15 protein-coding genes are annotated in these 16,493 nt (G+C 71.1%); all 15 read left to right on the forward strand.

Going from position 1 to position 16,493, the window contains the following annotated elements:
• Positions 1-66: 66 nt before the first annotated feature.
• The 15 genes from pyrR (at position 67) to AC3A3J_RS10235 (ending at position 16,476) form a co-directional block, all read left to right on the forward strand.
• Entirely contained in the window at positions 67-597 is a 531-nt protein-coding gene (gene pyrR, locus AC3A3J_RS10165; RefSeq protein WP_487672161.1) for a bifunctional pyr operon transcriptional regulator/uracil phosphoribosyltransferase PyrR, read from the forward strand.
• The gene (locus tag AC3A3J_RS10170) at positions 594-1,559 is read left to right on the forward strand and encodes an aspartate carbamoyltransferase catalytic subunit (RefSeq protein ID WP_487672162.1); all 966 of its coding nucleotides are present in this window, start codon (positions 594-596) and stop codon (positions 1,557-1,559) included. Before pyrR ends, AC3A3J_RS10170 begins: the two co-directional genes overlap by 4 nt.
• Positions 1,556-2,860 carry a dihydroorotase gene (locus AC3A3J_RS10175; protein ID WP_487672163.1) on the forward strand — a complete coding sequence of 435 codons (1,305 nt, stop codon included), beginning with the start codon at positions 1,556-1,558 and terminating at the stop codon, positions 2,858-2,860. Before AC3A3J_RS10170 ends, AC3A3J_RS10175 begins: the two co-directional genes overlap by 4 nt.
• Positions 2,857-3,369: a PH-like domain-containing protein gene (locus tag AC3A3J_RS10180; protein WP_487672164.1), complete on the forward strand. Its 513-nt coding sequence runs from the start codon at positions 2,857-2,859 to the stop codon at positions 3,367-3,369. The genes AC3A3J_RS10175 and AC3A3J_RS10180 overlap by 4 nt, the downstream gene beginning before the upstream one ends.
• Positions 3,366-4,511 carry a glutamine-hydrolyzing carbamoyl-phosphate synthase small subunit gene (gene carA / locus AC3A3J_RS10185; RefSeq protein ID WP_487672165.1) on the forward strand — a complete coding sequence of 382 codons (1,146 nt, stop codon included), beginning with the start codon at positions 3,366-3,368 and terminating at the stop codon, positions 4,509-4,511. The genes AC3A3J_RS10180 and carA overlap by 4 nt, the downstream gene beginning before the upstream one ends.
• The gene (gene carB / locus AC3A3J_RS10190; RefSeq protein WP_487672166.1) at positions 4,511-7,798 is read left to right on the forward strand and encodes a carbamoyl-phosphate synthase large subunit; all 3,288 of its coding nucleotides are present in this window, start codon (positions 4,511-4,513) and stop codon (positions 7,796-7,798) included. Before carA ends, carB begins: the two co-directional genes overlap by 1 nt.
• A complete protein-coding gene (pyrF, locus tag AC3A3J_RS10195; protein ID WP_487672167.1) occupies positions 7,795-8,640 on the forward strand; it encodes an orotidine-5'-phosphate decarboxylase in 846 nt (281 codons plus the stop codon). The genes carB and pyrF overlap by 4 nt, the downstream gene beginning before the upstream one ends.
• Positions 8,633-9,541 (forward strand): guanylate kinase, encoded by a 909-nt coding sequence (gene gmk / locus AC3A3J_RS10200; RefSeq protein ID WP_487672168.1) that lies wholly within the window; start codon positions 8,633-8,635, stop codon positions 9,539-9,541. Before pyrF ends, gmk begins: the two co-directional genes overlap by 8 nt.
• 65 nt (positions 9,542-9,606) lie before the next feature.
• On the forward strand, positions 9,607-9,861 hold the full coding sequence (gene rpoZ, locus AC3A3J_RS10205; RefSeq protein ID WP_314647457.1) for a DNA-directed RNA polymerase subunit omega: 255 nt from the start codon (positions 9,607-9,609) through the stop codon (positions 9,859-9,861).
• Positions 9,862-9,951: 90 nt separating this feature from the next.
• Positions 9,952-11,145 (forward strand): methionine adenosyltransferase, encoded by a 1,194-nt coding sequence (metK, locus tag AC3A3J_RS10210; RefSeq protein WP_487672169.1) that lies wholly within the window; start codon positions 9,952-9,954, stop codon positions 11,143-11,145.
• Between the two features lie 13 nt (positions 11,146-11,158).
• On the forward strand, positions 11,159-13,117 hold the full coding sequence (locus AC3A3J_RS10215; RefSeq protein ID WP_487672170.1) for a primosomal protein N' family DNA-binding protein: 1,959 nt from the start codon (positions 11,159-11,161) through the stop codon (positions 13,115-13,117).
• A 20-nt stretch (positions 13,118-13,137) separates the two neighbouring features.
• Positions 13,138-14,055: a methionyl-tRNA formyltransferase gene (locus tag AC3A3J_RS10220; RefSeq protein WP_487672171.1), complete on the forward strand. Its 918-nt coding sequence runs from the start codon at positions 13,138-13,140 to the stop codon at positions 14,053-14,055.
• Positions 14,052-15,539 carry an RsmB/NOP family class I SAM-dependent RNA methyltransferase gene (locus tag AC3A3J_RS10225; RefSeq protein ID WP_487672172.1) on the forward strand — a complete coding sequence of 496 codons (1,488 nt, stop codon included), beginning with the start codon at positions 14,052-14,054 and terminating at the stop codon, positions 15,537-15,539. The genes AC3A3J_RS10220 and AC3A3J_RS10225 overlap by 4 nt, the downstream gene beginning before the upstream one ends.
• Complete coding sequence (gene rpe, locus AC3A3J_RS10230) at positions 15,536-16,216, forward strand: ribulose-phosphate 3-epimerase (RefSeq protein ID WP_487672173.1); 681 nt, start codon at positions 15,536-15,538, stop codon at positions 16,214-16,216. Before AC3A3J_RS10225 ends, rpe begins: the two co-directional genes overlap by 4 nt.
• Positions 16,213-16,476 carry a phosphoribosyl-ATP diphosphatase gene (locus tag AC3A3J_RS10235; RefSeq protein WP_487672174.1) on the forward strand — a complete coding sequence of 88 codons (264 nt, stop codon included), beginning with the start codon at positions 16,213-16,215 and terminating at the stop codon, positions 16,474-16,476. The genes rpe and AC3A3J_RS10235 overlap by 4 nt, the downstream gene beginning before the upstream one ends.
• The last annotated feature ends 17 nt before the right edge of the window (positions 16,477-16,493 follow it).

Below are 16,493 nucleotides of genomic sequence, written 5' to 3' on the forward strand. Positions count from 1 at the left end.
CGCAGGTTAGACTGGACCGCAAGCAACCTTTAACACCGTCCTGTGAGGCGGAGAAGGGAGCGGCTGATGAGTGCACGCACCATCCTGCACGAAGCCGACATCTCGCGGGCACTGACCCGCATCGCCCATGAGATCCTCGAGTCCAATCGCGGCGCCGACGACCTCGTCCTCCTCGGCATCCCGACCCGGGGCGTGGCTCTCGCCCGCCGTCTCGGTGCGTTGATCGGCGAGATCTCCGGGCACCCGGTACCCGTCGGGTCTCTCGACGTCACGCTGTTCCGCGACGACCTCGCCCAGCAGCCGACGCGCTCTCCCCGTCCGACCGAGATCCCGGCCGGAGGAATCGACGGGCGGACGATCGTGCTCGTCGACGACGTGCTGTTCTCCGGACGCAGCATCCGCGCTGCACTCGACGCTCTCCAGTCCATCGGGCGGCCCGCCGTCGTGCGCCTCGCGATCCTGGTCGACCGCGGCCACCGCGAGCTGCCGATCCGTCCCGACTTCGTCGGCAAGAACATCCCGTCGGCCCGTTCCGAGCGCGTCAACGTGCGTCTCGTCGAGCACGACGGCGTCGAGGAGGTGACGATCGGCGCATGAGGCACCTGCTCGACACCCGCACCCTCGATCGCGCCACGGCTCTGCGCATCCTCGACGTCGCCGAGGACATGTCAGACACGCAGTCCCGCGAGGTCAAGAAGCTGCCGACGCTGCGCGGCAAGACCGTCGTCAACCTGTTCTTCGAGGACTCGACCCGCACGCGCATCTCGTTCGAGGCCGCGGCGAAACGCCTGTCCGCCGATGTCATCAACTTCGCTGCGAAGGGATCGAGCGTGTCGAAGGGCGAGAGCCTGAAGGACACCGCGCAGACCCTCGAGGCGATCGGCGCCGATGCCGTGGTCATCCGCCACCCCGGCTCCGGCGCGCCGCAGACCCTCGCGACCAGCGGCTGGATCTCGGCCGGTGTCGTGAATGCCGGCGACGGCACGCACGAGCATCCGACTCAGGCGCTCCTCGACGCGTTCACGATCCGCAAGCGCCTGCGGGGCGCGGAGAGCCGGGGCAGCGATCTCGCCGGCTTCCGGGTCGTGATCGTCGGTGACGTGCTGCACTCGCGCGTGGCGCGCTCGAACGTCTGGCTGCTGACGCTGCTCGGCGCCGAGGTCACGCTGGTGGCTCCGCCCACCCTGGTGCCGCAGAACGTCTCGCAGTGGCCCGTGCGCGTCGTGTACGACCTCGATGAGGCGCTGGCGTCCGGACCGGACGCGGTGATGATGCTGCGGATCCAGCTCGAGCGCATGAACGCCGCGTATTTCCCCACCGAACGGGAGTATTCGCGACGGTGGGGGCTCGACGCACGGCGCACCGCAACGCTGCCGACCGGTAGCATTGTGTTGCACCCCGGGCCCATGAACCGCGGACTGGAGATCTCCTCCGAAGCGGCGGACTCGCCCCGCTCCACGGTGCTGGAGCAGGTGGCGAACGGGGTGTCCGTGCGCATGGCTGTGCTGTACCTGCTGCTGGCAGGAGAACGAGACGACGAACGAGGGGGAGACCTGTGAGCGAGACCCTCGTCATCACCGGCGCCGCGCTGCTCGGAAACGAGAGCGCCGACATCATCATCGAGGACGGCCGGATCGCAGAAATCGGTGCGGGGCTCAGCCGAGCCGGTGCTCGCGTCGTGGACGCGGACGGACTCGTAACGCTGCCCGGGCTCGTCGATCTGCACACCCACCTGCGCGAACCGGGGTACGAGGCATCCGAGACGATCCTCTCCGGGACGCGCGCCGCGGCGTCCGGCGGCTTCACGGCGGTCTTCGCCATGCCGAACACCTCTCCGGTCGCCGACACGGCGGGCGTCGTGGAGCAGGAGCTCGCGCTCGGCGAGGCCGCGGGCTACGCCACGGTCCAGCCGATCGGCGCCGTGACCGTCGGTCAGAAGGGGGAGCGGCTCGCCGAACTCGGCGCGATGGCGACCTCGCGCGCTCAGGTGCGGGTGTTCAGCGACGACGGCTTCTGCGTGTTCGATCCGCTGATCATGCGGCGGGCGCTGGAGTACGTGAAGTCCTTCGACGGCGTGATCGCGCAGCACGCGCAGGATCCGCGCCTCACCCAGGGCGCGCAGATGAACGAGGGCGCCGTCTCGGCCGAGCTGGGCCTGACCGGATGGCCGGCCGTGGCCGAGGAGTCGATCATCGCCCGCGACGTGCTGCTCGCCGAGCACGTCGGGTCGCGCTTGCACGTCTGCCACCTCTCGACCGCCGGCTCCGTCGACATCATCCGCTGGGCCAAGAAGCGCGGCATCAACGTGACCGCCGAGGTCACTCCGCACCATCTGCTCCTCACCGACGAGCTCGTGCGCGGATACGACGCCCGCTTCAAGGTCAACCCGCCGCTGCGACGCGAGGAGGACGTGCGCGCGGTGCGCGAGGGTCTCGCCGACGGCACGATCGACATCGTCGCCACCGATCACGCGCCTCATCCGGCCGAGGCGAAGGCCTGCGAGTGGCAGGCCGCGGCCAACGGGATGGTCGGTCTCGAGAGCGCCCTCCGCGTCGTGCACCAGTCGATGGTCGAGACGGGGATGCTCGACTGGGCCGACGTCGCGCGCGTGATGAGCGCGGCGCCCGCCCGCATCGGCCGGCTGTCGGGTCACGGCACGCCGCTCGAGGTCGGTCGGCCCGCTCACCTTGCCCTCTACGACGCCTCGATCGCTGGCGTGTTCACCGCTGACGACCTGCGCGGTCGCAGCACGAACTCGCCGTACCTCGGACGCGCCCTCCCCGGGCGTGTGGAGTACACGATCCACGACGGCCGTCTCACGGTCGACGGAGGCAGCCTGGTCGAGGGAATCGGCGCATGAGCGCACGCGACATCGCGATCGCCATCACCATCGGCGTCGCGCTGCTCATCCTGCTCGCGATGCTGCGCGCCTGGCGACGACGTCAGCGACGCGACGCCGGTCTCTCCGCCCCGCTCGGGGTGCCGGAGCACGCCGAGGTCGTGTCGCGCCACGAAGTGCTGTACGTCTCGACGACACGGCACGACCAGCCGCTCGAGCGCCTCGCGATCTCGCCGCTGGCCTACCGCGCACGCGGTGAGCTGGCGATCACGGACCGCGGTCTGGCGCTCTGCCTCGACGGAACGCCGACGGTGTTCCTCGCCTCCTCCCGCCTCGTCGCGATCGACCGCGCGACCGTCACGATCGACCGCGTGGTCGAGCCGGGCGGTCTCGTGCGCATCGTCTGGCGGGCCGACGACACCACCCTCGTCGACTCGTACCTGCGGTCCGCCGCAGGCGACCCCCACGAACTCATCTCCCACCTGCGGCAGCTCGTCCCCGCCGCCCCCGACACAGGAGCAACACGATGACCGCTCTTCCCGAACCCGCCGTGCTCGTCCTCGAAGACGGCACACGACACACGGGCCGCGCCTATGGTGCGCGCGGCACGACCCTCGGCGAGGTCGTCTTCTCGACCGGCATGTCCGGCTACCAGGAGACCATCACCGACCCGTCGTACGCCGGACAGATCGTCCTGCAGACCGCGCCCCACATCGGCAACACCGGCATGAACGACGAGGACCCCGAGTCCCGCCGCATCTGGGTGGCCGGCTACATCGTGCGCGACCCCTCGCGCGTCGTCTCGAACTGGCGCGCGAACACGTCGCTCGACGACGCTCTCGTCGAGGACGGCATCGTCGGCATCAGCGGCATCGACACCCGCGCCGTCACCCGCCACATCCGTTCGGCCGGGTCGATGCGCGGGGGGATCTTCTCGGGCGAGGCCGCGGGTCTCGACGAGGACGAGCAGCTGCGCATCGTGCGCCAGGCACCCGAGATGACGGGCCAGAACCTGTCGGCCGAGGTCTCGGTCGACGCGGTCACCATCACGACCGCGATGGGCGAGCGGGTGGGCAACCTCGCCGTGCTCGACCTGGGCGTCAAGCAGGCCACCATCGACAACCTCGCCGCTCGCGGGTTCGACGTGCACGTCATGCCCCAGTCGTCGACGATCGACGACATCCGGGCGATCGACCCGGTGGCGGTGTTCTACTCCAACGGCCCGGGCGACCCCGCCGCCTCCGGCGACCACGTCGAGCTGCTGCGCGCGGTGCTCGACGACGGACTGCCGTTCTTCGGCATCTGCTTCGGCAATCAGCTGCTCGGTCGCGCGCTCGGGCTCGGCACCTACAAGCTGCCGTTCGGTCACCGCGGCATCAACCAGCCCGTCCTCGACAAGTCGACCGGACGCGTCGAGATCACCGCGCACAACCACGGGTTCGCCGTCGACGCGCCGCTGGAGGGCGCGTTCGACAGCCCGAACGGCTACGGCAAGGTCGAGGTCAGCCACGTCGGGCTGAACGACAACGTCGTCGAAGGGCTCCGCGCCCTCGACATCCCGGCCTTCTCGGTGCAGTACCACCCCGAGGCGGCCGCCGGCCCGCACGACGCAAACTACCTCTTCGACCGGTTCCGCGACCTGGTCATCGCGAGCAAGAAGGACGCACAGTAATGCCCAAGCGCGACGACATCACCTCCGTCCTCGTCATCGGCTCCGGCCCGATCGTCATCGGTCAGGCCTGCGAGTTCGACTACTCCGGCACCCAGGCCTGCCGCGTGCTCCGCGAGGAGGGCGTGCGCGTCATCCTCGTGAACTCGAACCCCGCGACGATCATGACCGATCCGGACTTCGCCGACGCGACCTACGTCGAGCCGATCACCCCCGAGGTGATCGAGACGATCATCGCGAAGGAGAAGCCCGACGCGATCCTGCCGACGCTCGGCGGCCAGACGGCGCTCAACGCCGCCATGGCCCTCGACGAGCGCGGCGTCCTCGCGAAGTACGGGGTCGAGCTCATCGGCGCCAAGGTCGAGGCCATCAAGAAGGGCGAGGACCGCCAGGTCTTCAAGGAGCTCGTCATCGAGTCCGGCGCGGACGTCGCCGACTCCGTGATCTGCCACTCCATGGACGAACTGCTCGCCGGCGCCGAGAAGCTCGGCTACCCGCTCGTCGTTCGTCCCAGCTTCACCATGGGAGGCCTGGGCTCGGGCTTCGCCTACGACGAGGCGGACTTGCGCCGCATCGGCGGTGCGGGTCTGCACGATTCGCCGACCAACGAGGTGCTCCTCGAGGAGTCGATCCTCGGGTGGAAGGAGTACGAGCTCGAGCTCATGCGCGACACCTCCGACAACACGGTCGTCGTCTGCTCCATCGAGAACGTCGACCCGGTCGGCGTGCACACGGGAGACTCGATCACCGTGGCGCCCGCGCTGACGCTCACCGACCGCGAGTACCAGCGCATGCGCGACATCGGCATCGACATCATCCGCGCCGTGGGCGTGGACACCGGCGGCTGCAACATCCAGTTCGCGGTCAACCCCGAGAACGGCCGCATCATCGTCATCGAGATGAATCCGCGCGTGTCGCGGTCGAGCGCCCTGGCGTCGAAGGCGACCGGCTTCCCGATCGCCAAGCTCGCCGCCAAGCTCGCGCTCGGGTACCGCCTCGACGAGATCCCCAACGACATCACCGGCGTCACGCCGGCGAGCTTCGAGCCCACGCTCGACTACGTCGTCGTCAAGGTGCCCCGTTTCGCGTTCGAGAAGTTCCCCGCCGCGGACGTGACCCTCACCACCACCATGAAGTCGGTGGGCGAGGCCATGGCGATCGGGCGCAACTACGCGACCGCGCTGCAGAAGGCGCTCCGCTCGCTCGAGAAGCGCGGCTCCAGCTTCCACTGGGGACCCGAGGAGCGCTCGGTCGAGGAGCTCCTGGAGGTCGCCAAGACCCCGACCGACGGACGCATCGTGGTGCTGCAGCAGGCGCTGCGCAAGGGCGCGACCGTCGAGCAGGCGTTCGAGGCGACCGCGATGGACCCGTGGTTCCTCGACCAGATCGTGCTGATCAACGAGGTGGCCGAGATCGTGCGCACGGCGCCCGAACTGGATGCCGTCACGCTGCGCTACGCGAAGGAGCACGGGTTCTCCGACGCGCAGCTGGCGCAGATCCGCGGCGAGTCCGAGGCGGAGATCCGCGGAGTGCGCCACGGCCTCGGCATCCGCCCCGTGTACAAGACGGTGGACACCTGCGCGGGCGAGTTCCCGGCCCTGACCCCGTACCACTACTCGAGCTACGACTCCGAGACCGAGGTCGAGCCCTCCGACCGCACGAAGGTCGTCATCATCGGCTCGGGCCCCAACCGCATCGGCCAGGGAGTCGAGTTCGACTACTCGTGCGTGCACGCGTCGTTCGCGCTGTCGGATGCCGGGTACGAGACGATCATGGTCAACTGCAACCCCGAGACCGTGTCGACCGACTACGACACGTCGGACCGGCTGTACTTCGAGCCGCTGACTCTCGAGGACGTCCTGGAGGTGCTCGACGCCGAGGCGGCGAGCGGCACCATCCTCGGTGTCGTCTGCCAGCTGGGCGGACAGACGCCGCTCGGCCTCGCGAAGGGGATCGAAGCCGCCGGGTACACGGTGCTCGGCACGAGCCCCGACGCGATCGACCTCGCGGAGGAGCGCGCACTGTTCAGCGGCATCCTCGACGCGGCCGGCCTCGTGGCGCCCCGCCACGGCACGGCGGTGGACGTCGACGGCGCCGTCGCGGTCGCCGAGGACATCGGCTACCCGGTGCTCGTGCGCCCGAGCTTCGTGCTCGGCGGGCGCGGCATGGAGATCGTCTACGACACGCCGAGCCTGCGCGACTACTTCGTGCGCACGGCCGACGAGGTGGTGATCGAGGAGGGCAAGCCGCTGCTGGTCGACCGCTTCCTCGACGACGCCATCGAACTCGATGTCGACGCGCTGTTCGACGGCGAGGAGCTGTACGTCGGCGGCGTCATGGAGCACCTGGAGGAGGCGGGCATCCACTCGGGCGACTCGAGCTGCACCCTGCCCCCGATCTCGCTCGGCCGCAGCGACGTCGACCGCGTGCGCGCGGCGACCCTCGCGATCGCGCAGGGCGTGGGCGTGCGCGGACTGCTCAACGTGCAGTTCGCGATCAGCGCCGGCGTGCTCTACGTCATCGAGGCGAACCCCCGCGCGAGCCGTACCGTGCCGTTCGTGTCGAAGGCGCTCGGCATCCCGCTCGCCAAGGCGGCGAGCCGCATCATGGCGGGCGCGACGATCGCCGAGCTGAAGGAGGAGGGCATGCTGCCCGCCGCAGACGGTTCGCGCGTGCCGCTCGACGCCCCCGTCGCGGTGAAGGAGGCCGTGCTCCCGTTCAAGCGCTTCCGCACCCGCGAGGGCAAGATCGTCGACTCGGTCCTCGGTCCGGAGATGCGCTCGACCGGCGAGGTCATGGGGTTCGACAAGGACTTTCCGACCGCGTTCGCGAAGAGCCAGGCAGCCGCATACGGCGGCATGCCGACCTCGGGCACCGTGTTCATCTCGGTCGCCGATTCCGACAAGCGCGCGGTGATCCTGCCGGCGCACCGTCTGCAGCAGCTCGGCTTCACGATCGTGGCGACCGAGGGCACCGCCGAGATCCTTTCGCGCAACGGCATCGCCGTGACCGTCGTCGAGAAGTTCAGCGAGACGCAGGAGTCGGGCGCCGAGAACATCGTCGACCTCATCAACGACGGTGCGATCGACATCGTGGTGAACACCCCGTCCGGCGGGGCGGCGCGCGCCGACGGCTACGAGATCCGCGCGGCGGCCGTCGCGGCCGACAAGGCCCTCTTCACCACGATCGCCGTGCTCGGGGCCGCCGTGTCCGGTATGGATGCCGCCGACGAGGGCTTCGATGTGAAGAGCCTGCAGGAGTACGCGCTGGACCGTAAGGCGGCCGTGTGAGCGCAGGCTTCGGTGAGCGGGTCCGCGCGGGCATCGACGCGCGCGGACCGCTCTGCGTCGGGATCGACCCCCACGGGTCGCTGCTCGCCTCCTGGGGTCTGTCGGACGACGCCGCCGGGGTGCGGGAGTTCGGGCTGAGGACGGTGGACGCCGTCGCTGCGCACGTCGCGATCGTGAAGCCGCAGGTGTCGTTCTTCGAGCGCTTCGGGGCCGCGGGCTTCGCCGCTCTGGAGGACGTGCTGTCGGCGGCGCGGGCCGCGGGACTGCTGGTGATCGCCGACGCCAAGCGCGGTGACATCGGCAGCACGATGGATGCCTATGCCGCCGCCTGGCTCTCGCCGGGCTCGTCGTTGGAAGCGGATGCCCTGACGGTCAACCCCTACCTCGGCGTCGGTGCGCTCGACGGGGCGCTCGACCTGGCCCGTGCCCACGGCAAGGGGCTGTTCGTGCTCGCGGCGACGAGCAACCCCGAGGGGCGCGCGCTGCAGGGAGCCGCCGGATCGACGGGCGGCACGGTCTCGGCCCAGGTCGTGGCCGAGGTCTCGGCGCGCAATGCGACCGAGGTGCACGGCGACGCCTGGGGGAGCGCGGGCTTCGTGATCGGTGCGACCGTGGACTGGACGGATGCAGGACTCGCGGCATTCGCGCCGTCGGCGCCGATCCTCGCCCCGGGGTTCGGCGCGCAGGGCGCCGAACCCCGCGACCTCGTTTCGCGCTTCGGAGCGATGGCGCCGTGCGTGATCGCCAGCGAGAGTCGGAGCATCCTCTCCGCCGGACCTGACGGGCTGGCGGACGCCACCGCCGCTCGCGCGGCAGAATACCGGGAGGCACTCCATGACTGACGCCCGCGTCGTCCCCGAGGTCGACCGCGCCGCCGCCGCCCGGCGAGCCGTCGAGAGACGACGTGCACGGGCCGCGCTGAAGCGCGACCTCACCACCCGCGTGGTGGCGCCGCAGACGGTGCTCGCCCGTGCCACGGACGACCCCGATTCGGTCGCGGGTTCGATGCGCGTCACCGATTTCCTCCTCGCACTCCCGGCGATCGGCGCGGGCAAACGCGACCGCGTGCTCGACGACCTGCGCATCTCGCCCGTGAAGCGCCTCGGCGGGCTGGGCGTGCGGCAGCGCGCCGCGCTGCGCGAATGGCTCGACGGGCGCTTCCCGCCGGCGGAGCCGCGTGGTGCCCGCAGCCGCCTGCTCGTGCTCGCGGGCCCGACGGCGGTGGGCAAGGGCACGGTCGCGGCGCACATCCGCGAGAACCACCCGGAGATCCACCTCTCGGTGTCGGCCACCACCCGAGCGCCGCGCCCGGGCGAGGTCGACGGCGTGCACTACTACTTCGTCGACGACGCCGAGTTCGATCGGCTGATCGACCAGGGCGAACTGCTCGAGTACGCAGTGGTGCACAACCGCTCCCGCTACGGCACGCCCCGCGCCCCCATCGACGCCGCGCTGGCCGCGGGCAAGACCGTGCTGCTCGAGATCGACCTGCAGGGCGCACGTCAGGTCAGGCAGGCCGAGCCCTCGGCGACGCTCATCTTCCTGCTGCCCCCGAGCTGGGACGAACTCGTGCATCGGCTGATCGGCCGCGGCACCGAGGACGCCGAGGAGCGGGCTCGACGACTGCGCACCGCGAAGGTCGAGCTGGCGGCGCAGAACGAGTTCGATCACCTCATCGTGAACGAGGACGTCGCCGCCGCGGCCGATGAGGTCGTAGAATTGTCTTCGAGCTCCGCGCGCTGAGTCCTCTTCGCGCGCCTATGCACCGACTTCGCGACGATCCCGTCGCCTGACCAGGAGGTCTCATCATGGCCGGACACAACAACGGAATCATCGATCCCCCCATCGACAACCTGCTCGACCGCGTCGAGTCGAAGTACGAGCTCGTCATCTACGCGTCGAAGCGCGCGCGTCAGATCAACGACTACTACTCCGACCTGCACGAGGGCAACCTCTTCGACAACGTGGGCCCGCTCGTCGACTCGACCGTCGAGGACAAGCCGCTCACGATCGCCCTGCACGAGATCAACGAGGACAAGCTCCGCCTGCGTCACGCGGAGTGATGACCACGGCCCGCGCACCGGCGATGTCGGTGGCGCGGGCCACACTGGGTTCCTCGACCCTTTTCCGTCCGATCCCGTTCTGGAGCCCCGATGAGCGCGCTGCGTCTGTTCACGTCCGAGTCCGTCACCGAAGGGCACCCGGACAAGATCTGCGACCAGATCTCGGACAGCATCCTCGACGGCCTCCTCGCGAAGGACACGGGTTCCCGTGTCGCCGTCGAGACCCTCGTGACCACCGGACTCGTGCATGTCGCCGGTGAGATTCGCACCGAGGCGTACGTCGACATCCCCACCATCGTCCGTCAGGTCGTCAACGGCATCGGCTACACCTCCAGCGACACCGGCTTCGACGGCGACTCGTGCGGGGTCAGCGTCTCGGTGGGGGAGCAGTCGGGCGATATCGCGCACGGCGTCGACAACGCGCAGGAGCACCGCGACGGCTCCTCGGTCGACCCGCTCGACGCTCTCGGCGCCGGCGACCAGGGCATCATGTTCGGCTTCGCGACGAACGAGACCCCGCAGCTCATGCCGATGGCCGCGTGGACCGCGCACCGCATCGCCGAGCGTCTCACCGAGGTGCGCCGCAGCGGCGAGCTGCCGTTCCTCCGCCCCGACGGCAAGACGCAGGTGACGCTCGGCTACGAGGGCTTCACCCCCAAGACGGTCGACGCCGTCGTGGTGTCGACGCAGCATCACCCCGACATCTCGCAGGAGGAGCTGACCGCGCTCGTCCGCGAGCGTGTGATCGCACCGGTCCTCGAGAACACCGGCCTCGATGTCGACGACGTGACGTACTACATCAACCCCGCCGGCCCCTTCGTGACCGGCGGGCCGAAGGGCGATGCCGGGCTGACCGGCCGCAAGATCATCATCGACACCTACGGCGGCGCGGCACGTCACGGCGGCGGAGCGTTCAGCGGCAAGGATCCGTCGAAGGTCGACCGTTCCGGCGCGTACGCGACGCGCTGGGTGGCGAAGAACGCCGTGGCCGCGGGCCTCGCCGACCGGCTCGAAGTGCAGGTGGCGTACGCGATCGGCGTCGCTCGGCCCGTCGGGCTGTACGTCGAGACCTTCGGAACGGGCAAGGTGTCGGACGAGGCGATCACGCGGGCGATCACGGAGGTGTTCGACCTGCGTCCGCAGGCGATCATCGAACAGCTCGACCTGCTGCGTCCGATCTACGCGCAGACCGCCGCGTACGGGCACTTCGGCCGCGAGCTCCCGGACTTCACCTGGGAACGCACCGACCGCGTCGAAGAACTGCGACGCGCTGCCGGCCTGTGACGTCCCTCTCCCGATGACGACCGAGAGCCGGCGCATCGCGCGCGTGCTCCTCGATTCCCCGCTCCCGCAGCTCGATCGCCTGTTCGACTACGCGCTGCCCGAGGAGCTGGGCGAGGTGCCCCCAGGAGCGCGGGTGCGCGTGCCCCTTCGTACCGCGGGGCGGGTGGTCGATGGGTACGCCGTCGAGATCGCCGAGGAGCACGACGGCGAGCGTCCGCTGTCCGAGGTCGAGGCCGTGGTCTCTACCGTGCCGGTCCTGCCCGAGCGCCTGCACCGGCTCGCGCGGGCCGTCGCCGATCGCGCGGCCGGTTCCGCGTCCGACATCCTGCGTCTCGTGATTCCCAAGAGACAGGTTCGCGTCGAGAAGGCCTGGACGAACGACGCGACGGCACCCGTGCCGACGGACGAGCAGCAGGCCGCGGCTGCGGACACGGTCCGGCTCTACGCCGGCCTCGACGATGTCCTCGACGGCGCAGGACGAGCGGCCGTCGAGGCGATCCCCGGCTTCGACGCCGGCGGACCCGCCTGGGCCTCTCTGCTCGCGGCGGCGGCCGTGCGTACGCTCGCGGCGGGCCGGTCGTCGATCCTGGTGGTGCCGGATCACCGCGACCTCGACCGCGTACTCGCCGCGCTGGCCTCCCTGGCGCCCGCCGAGGCTGTCGTGCGTCACGACGCGCGACAGAGCAACCCCGATCGCTATCGAGCCTTCCTGCGGACCCTCGAAGATGCCCCGTGCATCGTGGTGGGCAACCGGTCCGCCGTCTACGCCCCGGTGCGCGCCGGTCTCGTCGCGATCTGGGACGACGGCGACCCGCTGCTCGGCGAGCCGCTGGCGCCCTACGTGCACGCCAGGGACGCCGCCCTCGTGCGACAGGGCGAGGAGGAGTCCGCCCTGCTCCTGGTCGGACACACCCGCACCACCGACGTCGAACGTCTCGTCGCCGTCGGCTGGCTACGCGATGTCCGTGCCGCACGGCGCGTGCTCCCGCGCGTGGTGCTCAGCACTCCGCAGGAGATGGAGCAGCCCACCGCGCAGCGCATGCCGTCGTCGGCGTTCCTCGCGGCCCGAGCGGCCGCCGCCGAGGGTCCTGTCCTCGTGCAGGTGTCGCGACCGGGCTTCGCCCCGTCGCTGGTGTGCGCCGAGTGCCGCGCACCGGCGCGCTGCGCGCACTGCGGCGGTCCGCTCGGCGCCCGCCATCGCGGGGCGGTACCGGTGTGCGCCTGGTGCGGTCGCGCCGCGCGTGCCTGGTCGTGCCCGGCATGCTCGTCGACGCAGCTGCGGCTCGCGTCGTCGGGGAGCGAACGCACGGCCGACGAACTGGGCCGGGCCTTCCCCGGAGTGCGGGTCATCGTGGCCGACGGCGGTCACCCGGTCGAAAAGGTCGATGCCCGTCCCGCCCTCGTCGTGGCGACGCGCGGCGCCGAGCCGCCGGCCGACGGCGGCTACCGTGCCGTGGTGCTGCTCGACGGCCCGCGGATGCTGCAGTCGCCCGACCTGCGGATCGGTGAGGCGTGCCTGCGCTGGTGGTCGAACGCCGCGGCCCTCGCCGCTCCGGGCGCACCCGTGCACCTGGTGGGCGTCGACGGCGCGGTCGCACGCGCCCTCGCCACCTGGAACCACGCCGCCTACGCCCGAGCGGAACTGGAGAGCAGGGCACCGCTGCACATGCCGCCGGCCGCTCGGGTGGCCGTCGTGGAGGGCACGGTGTCCGCCGTCTCGACCGCGCTCGCCTCCCTCACCGACCTGCGCCTGCCCGCCGATGCGGTGCTCGGCCCCGTTCCCGTCGAGACCGACGACGGTTCGAGCCGTGTACGGGCGCTCGTCCGCTTCGACTACGGCGCCGGCCCGCGGGTGGCCGGCGCCCTGCGCGCCGCTGTGGTGGCGGCGGCCGTCGCGGGCCGTCGCGGCCGCGGGAAGAACCCCCGCAGCACCCTCTCGGTGCGGCTCGATATCCTCGACCCAGAACTCTGACCCCCTCCGGAGAACCTTCCATGCGCCTCGTCTTCGCCGGCACCCCCGCTGCCGCGGTCCCCACTCTCCGCCGCCTCGCGGCCGAGCACGACATCGTCGCCGTCGTCACGCGGCCCGACGCGCCGCTCGGGCGCAAGCGCGTGCTGACCCCCTCGCCGGTCGCCGCCGCCGCCGAGGAACTCGGCCTCGCGACCATCAAGGCGAGCCGTCTCGACGACGATGCGACCGCGCGGATTCTCGCGCTCGCCCCCGAGCTCGGGGTGATCGTGGCGTACGGCGGCCTCGTCCGCGAACCCCTGCTCTCCGGCCCGGAGCTCGGGTGGATCAATCTGCACTTCTCGGTGCTGCCCGCCTGGCGGGGCGCGGCGCCCGTGCAGCGCGCCCTCATCGCCGGCGACCGCGCGCTGGGCGCGAGCGTGTTCCAGCTCGTCCCGGAACTCGACGCGGGCGATGTGTACGCCGCCCGGACATTCGACGTTCCCGACGACGCGACGGCCGATGTCGCGCTCGACGTCCTCGCGCATCGGGGTGCCGGCCTGACCGCGGAGGTCGTCGACGCTCTCGCCGCCGGCACGGCACGCGCGGTGCCCCAGGAGGGCGACCCGACTCTCGCTCCGAAGCTCACCCTCGACGACGGCGCGCTCGACTGGACGCAACCCGTGGAGCGGATCTTCGCCCGATTCCGCGGCGTCACTCCCGAACCCGGCGCATTCACCACCATCGAGGGCGCTCGGTGGAAGATCCTCGACGCCGCGCCGGCACTCGACGCCGAGTCGCTTCCCCCGGGCGACATGCGCGGCACGAAGTCCGGCATCCTCATCGGCACCGCCTCGGCCCCGCTGGAAGTCCGGCGCGTGCAGCCCGCCGGAAAGGGCGCCATGGGCGCGGCCGACTGGTGGCGCGGGCAGCGTACCGAGGGTCTGCGAGCGGGCTCATGAGCGCGCGGCATCCGGAGCGGCGGCCCGCCCGTCCGGCGTCATCCCGCGGCCGCACCGACCCTGCCGTGCGGGCGTCGCGAGGGAGTGATCAGCGCGGACCCGCGCGGACCGTGCAACCGGCGCGCCGCGTCGCGTATCGCGTGCTCCGGGCGGTCTCCAAGTCCGACGCCTACGCGAATTTGGCTCTCCCGTCGGCCATCACCGACGCCGGTCTCACGCCGCAGGACGCGGCTCTGGCCACCGAGCTCACGTACGGCACACTCCGTCGGCGCGGTACCTACGACGCGATCATCGCCACGGCTGCCGATCGCGAGGTCGACCGCATCGATCCGGCGGTGCTCGACGCGCTCCGCCTCGCGGTGCACCAACTGCTCGCCACACGAGTCGCCCCGCACGCGGCCGTGAACGAGTCGGTCAACCTCGTCGCGACCGAGGTCAGCCGCGGGGCGTCGAGCTTCGCGAACGCGGTGCTGCGCCGCGTCGCCCGCGATGATGCCGAGAAGTGGCAGGAGCGCATCGAGGCCGATGCGCGCTCCGACGACGAGCGACTCGCTCTGCGCACGGCGCACCCCGTCTGGGTCATCCGGGCGCTCCGGCGCGCGCTCGATGCCGAGGGACGGGTCGACGAGCTACCCGCCCTGCTCGACGCCGACAACGCCTCGCCCGAGGTGACCTTGGTCGCCCTGCCGGGTCTCGCCGATCCGGGCGAGCCGCGGCGCCGCTATGCCTCGACGGCGTTCGGCTCACCCGGCGGCGCACTGGAGCGCGTGCTGGCCGACTCCGCGGGCGCCGTGCGCGTGCAGGACGAGGGCTCTCAGCTCGTGGCGCTCGCTCTCGCCGCCGCCCGGCCGATCGTGGCGGGGGAGCGGTGGCTCGATCTGTGCGCAGGACCCGGGGGCAAGACCGCACTGTTGGCCGCGATCGCCGCCGATTCGGGGGTGGCATTGGAGGCGAACGAGGTGGTCCCCGCGCGAGCGGGTCTCGTCCGCAACGCCCTCCGTCCCGTTCCGGGCGACGTTCCGGTGCACGAGGAAGATGGGCGGATGCTCGCCGCCTCGCACCCCGCCGCCTTCGACCGCATCCTCGTCGATGCCCCGTGCACCGGTCTCGGCGCCCTGCGTCGACGCCCCGAGGCGCGCTGGCGGAAGTCGCCCGCCGATGTCGCCGAGTTGGTGCCGCTGCAGGAGCAGCTTCTCGCAGCGGCGATCGACGCCCTCGCCCCGGGCGGCATCGTCGCCTACGTCACCTGCTCGCCGCATCTCGCCGAGACGGCCGGTGTCGTGCGCGAGGTGCTGCGCGGCCGTGACGATGTCGTCGAGCTCGATGCACGCGCCGTCGTCGCCGGGATCAGCCGCTCGCCGATCGACCTCGCCGGCGACGGGCGCATCGAGAGCGGGTCGGTGCAGCTGTGGCCGCATCGCCACGGCACCGATGCGATGTTCCTCGCGCTGCTGCAGCGCACCCCGAAGGGAGACCGATCGTGACCCTGCCCCGCGCCCCGCGCATCAATCCGAGCATCCTCGCCGCCGATTTCGTGAACATGCAGCGCGATCTCGCGCGCATCGCCTCGGCCGATTTCGCGCACGTCGACGTGATGGACAACCACTTCGTGCCGAACCTGACCTTCGGCCCCCAGATGGTCGAACGCATCCAGGCGACCAGTCCGATCCCGCTCGACGTGCACCTGATGATCACCGATCCCGACCGCTGGGCTCCGGGGTACGCCGAGCTCGGCGCGGCGAGCGTCACCTTCCATCTCGAGGCCGCGTCGGATCCGGTCGCGCTCGCACGTCGGCTGCGCGAGATCGGAGCACGAGCCGGCGTCGCCATCAAACCGGGCACCTCGGGGGACAGCCTGTACGAGATCCTCGACGAGTTCGACCAGATCCTCGTCATGACGGTCGAGCCCGGCTTCGGGGGCCAGGGGTTCATGGCCGAGACGATGCCGAAGCTGCGCGCGTTGGCCGACGAAGCCCGGCGCCGGGGTTCCGACGTATGGCTCCAGGTCGACGGCGGCATCTCCGACCGGACGATCGGCATCGCGGCCGAGGCGGGGGCCGACACGTTCGTGGCGGGGTCGGCCGTGTACGGCCACGACGACGTCGAGGCGGCCGTCGCGCGGCTTAGGGGCCTCGCCGGAGCCGGTAACCTGGAGTCGTGAAGACTTTCGACGAGCTGTTCGCCGAGCTCAGCGTCAAGGCCGAGACCCGACCCGAGGGTTCGGGCACCGTGGCGGAGCTGGACGGCGGCGTGCACGCCATCGGCAAGAAGATCGTCGAGGAGGCGGCGGAGGTCTGGATGGCCTCCGAGTACGAATCCGACGAGGCGGCGGCCGAGGAGATCTCGCAGCTGCTGTACCACGTGCAGGTCATGATGCTCGCGAAGGGCCTCTCCCTGCAGGACGTCTATCGACATCTGTGATGCGCTCCGCCCATCCC

The organism is Microbacterium sp. Soil_N32, from assembly GCF_057655505.1.